Raw genomic sequence first — 6,293 nt, 5'->3', positions numbered from 1 at the left:
GTTCGTGGTTTCTTCCTTGGCCTCGTCCGTGGGCGCAGCACGCAGCATGAAACCGGTCTTGTCTTGCAGCTCCACCAGCAGCCCATCGGTACGCGCCTGCGCCACCTGGTCGGCCGACATGATCGCCTTGAGCTGGTCGAATTCCACCGTTCGGGTGAAGTTCTTCCCGCCGTTGCCCCAGTTGTCGAGCACGGTCACGCTGACCTTGTTCACCTTCTGGATGTAGACCCACGACCCACGCCCGACCCAGCACCGCACGGCGCCGCCCTTCTGCGGCCCGGTCTGGTCGGCCACCGTGCCGCCGGCATCGGCCAGCATGGCGCGTTCGTAGGCGAGGCGGTTCTCGTAGTGGTCCACCCAGCGCTGCGCCCATTGGATCGTGGCGGGGTAGTTGCGCTGGCAGATCGATTGCGCCTGCTCCACGGTGATGACGCCATCGGACAAGGCCGACCAAAGCCCCATCTGTCCCTCGTACTGCGAAGCCGGCGGATCGCGCGGAAACTCGGCCAGCGTGAAACACCGCGACATGTGCGAGAAATTCGCAACGTGCAAAGCCTGTGCCATCGTGAGCCCTTCGCGCTGCCAGGCCTCGAGGTGCGTTTGCGCCTCGGCAATGACCCGCTCCTGCTTGCGCTTGTCGGCCTCGATGGTCTTGATGCGGCGCGCGCGCACGTCGGCGCGCTCCTTGTACTTGGCATGACGGATCGCAGCGGCAGCGCGGTGCTTCCAATACTCGGCCGTCTCGAAGGCCTTCACGGCTTTGCGCATGCCGTTCGTGATGCGCTCGGCGTCTTTGCGTGCGTGGCGCTCGGAGTGGTGGCCGACAAGGATGGGCTGACCGAACGGGATGCCGTCCGCGATGCGGCGCACCTGCGCAGAGGCGCGCTCGGCTTCGTCGGCCCTGCTCTCCTGGTAGCCCTCGAACCGCTCCGCGCGATCTTCCGCCCGGTCGACTAGTGAACCGTCCTCGTCGCCGATCTCGCCGGCGAGTTCCACGCACAGGTCAGCACGCGAAGGGGTCCACATCGGCGCGATGAATTGCTCCAGCTTCGGCGCCCACCGAAACCCGGCTTCCTTCACACGGTCATAGGTGGCGCGGTCCAACCGGCTCGCGCTGGTGATGCGCAGCTTGTTGTCGTCGGGCGAGTACGTCGCCGTCATTCCGTAGATGGGTTCCCCTTCACCCCCTGCCTGTTGGCCAGCCTCGGGGCCGAGGAACTGCGGATCAACGGTGTCGTTGGTGGTGTGGGTGGTCTGTTCGCTCATGTGGATGCCCTCGTTGTGGTGGTTGAAGAAAATCTGCCCGTCGGTTTCGCCTCGACGCATGAGCAGCGACAGCCAGGCAGGACACAAGGGCGCGCCCGCAAGCCGCAGCTCGCAGCGAAGCGCAGAGTCCGGGTGAGGACGTGGGCGAAAGCCTTCACCCTTGGGGCATGAATGGCAGCCGCTATGCGTCGGAAAGAGGCGCACCGACGAGCAGCTCAAACACCCCGAGTCATCGAGAGCACAGACAGGTTTCCCGCACCGCCAACGACACGCGCGAACCCACCAGGTGAGCGATTCCTCGCCGCACAGCGGCGCACCTCACCAAGCGAAGCGCAGGAAGAAGCCGGGCGCACCGCGCAGGGCGCTCTCTTGGGGGATAAGGCGAGCGCCGAAGGGGGGTCCTGCTGCTGGGCAACCAAAGTGAAACGTCAGGGCGTCCAGGCGCGAGGCGCCCCTGCTTGAACGGCGCGCGCGAGTACACGGCGCCCAAGCTGCGGGGCTTTGGCCGTGCGCCCTCGGAGCAGCGTCTCGAAGAGAGTGGCGCGCCCAGCCCTCGACGGGCCTGGCCGTCCTTGCGGCTTCGGCGGCCTTAACTCGGTAGGGCTTCCCACCGCACGACGGTGGCGCGGGCGGACCTGGCGCGCAACGGCGGACCTAAGGCGCTCTGCGGACATTCGACTTGGGCCCACCCAAGACAAGTCTCCGCGACGGCTAACCGCTCCCTATGGCTCGAACTGTCGAACTGCCCGAGATCAGATTGAGTCCTTGTCACAAAGGAAAGGTGCTCAACAGATGTCCGCAAGGAACTCTGAAGCAGGGTCGACGCCCGTCACCAGCAGTCGGTCCCTTGCGCGTGTGCAGGCCACGTACAGCAGGTGCCGCTCGGTGTCGAACACCTCTCTCAGATCGGCCTCGTCAGCTGCGGCATTGAGTCGGCTTCGGAGCGGCAAGATATCCTCGTCACAGGCCATCACAACGACCGCGCGAAACTCCAGCCCTTTGGCAAGGTGCATCGTGCCAATCGCCACTTCGTTCGGATCGGTGTCCACCAGCGCGTCCAGTTCGTGGTGTGGCAGGCCAGCCGATGCAGCCGCCGCTAGAGCCCGAGGCACCTCGTCCGCGGACCGAACGAAGATCCCGATCTCGCCTGGTTGGATGCCCGATCCAGCGCACTGGGTCAGCCACTGCGCCACGGCTTGGCATTCCTCACTCTCGTTGGAGTGCATCTTGACGCTGGGTACGGGCCCATTGAAGACCGAAATCGTGCCGCGCCGCACTTCGCTATTGCCGTCAACGTCGCTGACCTCCGGCCCTAACAACCGATCGGCAGTGCTGCGAATCTGGTGCGAGGTGCGGTAGTTCACCTGCAAAGTGCGAGCGCGACCGCGCAGGTCGACACCTAGGGACTTCCAAGAGAACGGCGCCTGGAAGATCCGTTGCCCCAGGTCGCCGGCAAAGAACAGGCCGTTTGGCCTGTTGCCGCCGAGTGCTGCCAAGAAGCGCAGTTGCTGCACGCCGGTGTCTTGGGCCTCGTCAACAACAATTTGCTCGAACGGTGACTTCGCAGTGCCTGCGTAGTGCACGGCCAACCGCGAGAACATGCCGGATGGCGTCACCCGATTCTCTTGCCGCAGGCGCTGGAGCACACGTTCGAAAACGGACCATGCGGAGGCCCGCTGCGCCTCGCTCAGTCTGGTCTTGCGGCCCAGGCGCTTGAAGTCACGGTACTGCTCCCAGCCGCTCAGCTGCCAGGCGTCAACAACGTCTGCCCACTCACCCCAGAGGAAGGGCTCGCTGAGTTTTGCCACCGGTGACGTGGCCTGACCGGCCTGGACCTCCTTCGCCGCAACGGCAAGGGCTGCACGCACCCAGTCGGCGAGGGCGATAGAAGGCTTGCCGAACGCGAAGCGGTAAAGGCGCTCGCCCAACTCATCAAGGGACACCACGTCGATCCGTTCGCCCAGCATGGGCGTATTGCCGATCAGCCGTCGAAGCCGCGCGTGCAGCGCATGGGCCAGCGTCGGCGAGAAGGTCGTGAGCAGCACTCGCGAATCGGCGTGCTGACGGGCGAGGAAGGCTGCTCTGTGCACCGCAACGATGGTCTTGCCCGTGCCCGCAGACCCGGACACGCGAGCAGGCCCACCCTGTTCGCGCTCGACCCACTGTCGCTGCGCCGGGTGCAAGAACACCGTCCACCGATCCCAGGGCGCATCCATCGCGCGTGCCAGCGCGTCGGCGTCTTCCATTGTGCGGAAGCGGCGCTGTGCGTCAGGATGGTCGAAGGGGTCGCCGCTCGCCGGCGGCGGCGCGGCGCGTTGTGGCTTGCCTCCTGTCGCCAACTCCAGAAGCGCTTCGGCGGCCTCTGCGGGTAGATGCGAAGCCAGTTCAAGCAGGCTGTCTTCATCGGCATCCCGCACGGCGGCCAGCCACTCCTGGGGCACGCCCCAACCCAGCAATTCACCTTCGGCCAGCCCATCAAACAACCTTGGTTTCCGCGCCGCAGTCGTCGTCAACGGAGGTGGTACGGCGGCTACCGCAGTGCCGCGCACCACGATGTCTGCCACCGTCTCCCGCAGTTCGACCAACTGCGCTGCCCCAGTGGCGGGGTGCGTTTCCAGGCGCCTCCGCTCGGCCCACTTGTAGGCCTCGTCGTGATGGTCCACGTAGCACAGCAGAAGGCTCGCCGCCGTCCTGTGGACGATGATGCGGATGTCGCGGCTGACTCGCACCGACCAGAAGTTCTTGTCGCGCGCCTTGTCCAACTTGTGGAAACTGAGGCCCGGGCTTGCGGGATCGACCTGCAGGTCAAAGGCAGTCGTCTTTACGGCCTTCTGCTCATCTCCGGTCAGGCGCGCTAGGCTCGACGTGAATGTGTCGGCGATTCGGAAGAGCATGGAAAGACTCATGTCTCAGACAGTGGACGACACTGTTGATCCGAACAACAGTGCGGGTGCACCCTCCAAGACATCGCCAAGGCTGACAAATGCCAGTGCCGCGATTAGCAATGGTTCATCGAGTACGTCACCACTAACCTGCTGACGAATCGCCTCAATACGGGTTTCAATTGATGGATGCGATTCGGACTCAGCCCAGGCGCCATGTGACAGCAAGGCGAGAGCAAAGGTCGCAAAGTAGATGCCCGTGGCTCGCTTGCGCTTGACGAGCGACCCTTCTTCACCCGACCCATTTGTATAGGCCGAAACTCCATCCATTACAAAGCGCGTGGCGTAGGCATCGCAGCGCAGCTCTTCTGCGTGCTTTGACTCAATGTCACCGTCTGTCGACGAGGTGCCGTCTTGTTGACAGATGCAATGTTGGATCTCGTGCAGCATCGCCCAACCGGAGACGAACATGGCCAGCTCCGCCGGCGCGCGAAGATGTGGATACTGAAGATCTGGGAAATTTCCAGGCGGAGGAAGATCACCCAGTGAAATGCTTTCCGGGTCTGAGGCATCTCGGACGGCAAAGGCAAGGTCAACAAGCTCTTTCAAGCGCCGAGTGTCTCGCATCCTTCCTCCAAGAGTTGCCTCTGACGCACAGGCATACGCCTCCCATGCCGCGAACGCGCTTATCCACATGATGCGCAATGCTCGATGGTTGAATCGAACATGCCGATAGAGACCCCCCTCCATCTCGACTCGATCCCCGTCGGCCAAGAGGCTGAACTGAAGCTGGTAATCCACCCACAACTTTTCCAGCTCATCCGCATGCTCTGGAGCAACACCCAGGAACTGCTGCCTTACTGCCTCTTGAATTTGCTGATCGCTGCGAGCGTCTGACATCTCTGAAGTTCTCCCAGGTCAAACCTTGAACACTTTCATCACCTCGTCCCCAAGGTGATTGATAACCTTCACCGCAATCCGGCCTGACTTCGGCTTTGCGAACGGCCGCGACGTGTCGCCGTACAGCGTGGCCCAGGCCTCCTCGTCGATCTCGGCTTTCAACGTGGTCTTGAGCGACTTGTACGGGTCGCTGGCGCCCAGGAAGTAGGCGTGGCGGACGAAGAAGCTCTCCTCGTTGTAGTCGGTGTCCACGAACCAGCAGGCGATGTCGTCCGGCCCGCTCGAATCCACCTTCCCTTCGTTCGGCCTGAACACATCTACACCGCGCAGTTCCACGAACCACCGGCCGGCGGCAATGCCCGGCGCGTACTCGACAAATCGCTTCGCTCGCTTCTTCTCTTCGAGCAGGCGCTGCAGGTGTTGCTTGTCGTCGTCATCCTTTGATCCCTTGATCGGGGCTTCCAAGGCGTTGATTGCGTCGATGCGGCGCTCTCGCCGGGCAACCTCTTGCTTCAAGGCATCGCTAGCGCCTTCGTACACACCCAGATCGGGCTCGCCAAAGATGACGAACAAGTTGCCCTTGCCTGTGTTCTTCAGGTCCTCGGCCATGTGCAGGTCAGCATTCATGCGCGCCTTCAATACCGGCAGCGCGCCCAACTTGTTGAATTCGGTGGTGTGCGCCTCGTAGTTGAAGGCACACGCGATTAGTACGTCGAAGCCGGCGTCGGCCGCCTCGCGCGCCGCAGTTACCAGGTCGACGCGGGTGACGGTGCCGAACTCGGGGCCGATAAAGATGGCGGCGCGACGCGGCTTGCCCGTCTCCGGGTCACCTTCAAGGTAGCGCCCCTCCGCACACACGAGTTCACCCGGCCACGGCGCCAGGGACGTGAAACTAATGCGACCCTCCTTGCGTGCCTGCTGTACGCCAGCGGTCTTGAGGTTGTCCAGGATCATCTGCGCGAAGGTAGGCTTGGCGTTGAAGGTCGCCTCACGCTCCTGAGTCTGCAGTGGGTCGATCAATTCGTCGTTTTCATCCACGCCCAGCACTCGGTGCGGCGACAGGCTTTCCACAGTGAATGGGCCGGCCACACGCACGCGCTTCTTGTCGTCGAAGGGCTTGTCGTAAAGGTACTCGAACTCGGCTTTGGCAGCGATGCTGGCGTCGATCGCCTTCTGCCGTGCGATCCGTGCTTGCCACCAGTCGGCATGCAGCTTCCTTGCGGTGTCAGACCACTTGGCTTCAGC

At 63.3% G+C, this 6,293-nt stretch carries 3 protein-coding genes and 1 pseudogene; all 4 read right to left on the bottom strand.

What is annotated here, in order from left to right; translation table 11 throughout:
- On the bottom strand, positions 1 to 1,266 hold a 1,266-nt coding region (locus tag ACXRVY_RS14345), incomplete at its 3' end, for a DUF3560 domain-containing protein (RefSeq protein ID WP_458237614.1).
- A 785-nt stretch (positions 1,267 to 2,051) separates the two neighbouring features.
- Positions 2,052 to 4,160, bottom strand: a complete 2,109-nt coding sequence (locus tag ACXRVY_RS14340; protein WP_458237613.1) for a UvrD-helicase domain-containing protein — start codon at positions 4,158 to 4,160, stop codon at positions 2,052 to 2,054.
- Between the two features lie 15 nt (positions 4,161 to 4,175).
- Entirely contained in the window at positions 4,176 to 5,048 is an 873-nt protein-coding gene (locus ACXRVY_RS14335; protein WP_458237612.1) for a phage exclusion protein Lit family protein, read from the bottom strand.
- Positions 5,049 to 5,066: 18 nt separating this feature from the next.
- Positions 5,067 to 6,293 (bottom strand): annotated as a pseudogene (locus ACXRVY_RS14330) (hypothetical protein); the annotation flags it as partial.

This window comes from Pseudomonas sp. P5_A2_2 (assembly GCF_054177685.1).
The sequence above is the reverse complement of the archived record's forward strand: the minus strand, read 5'-3'. Positions and strand labels throughout refer to the sequence as shown.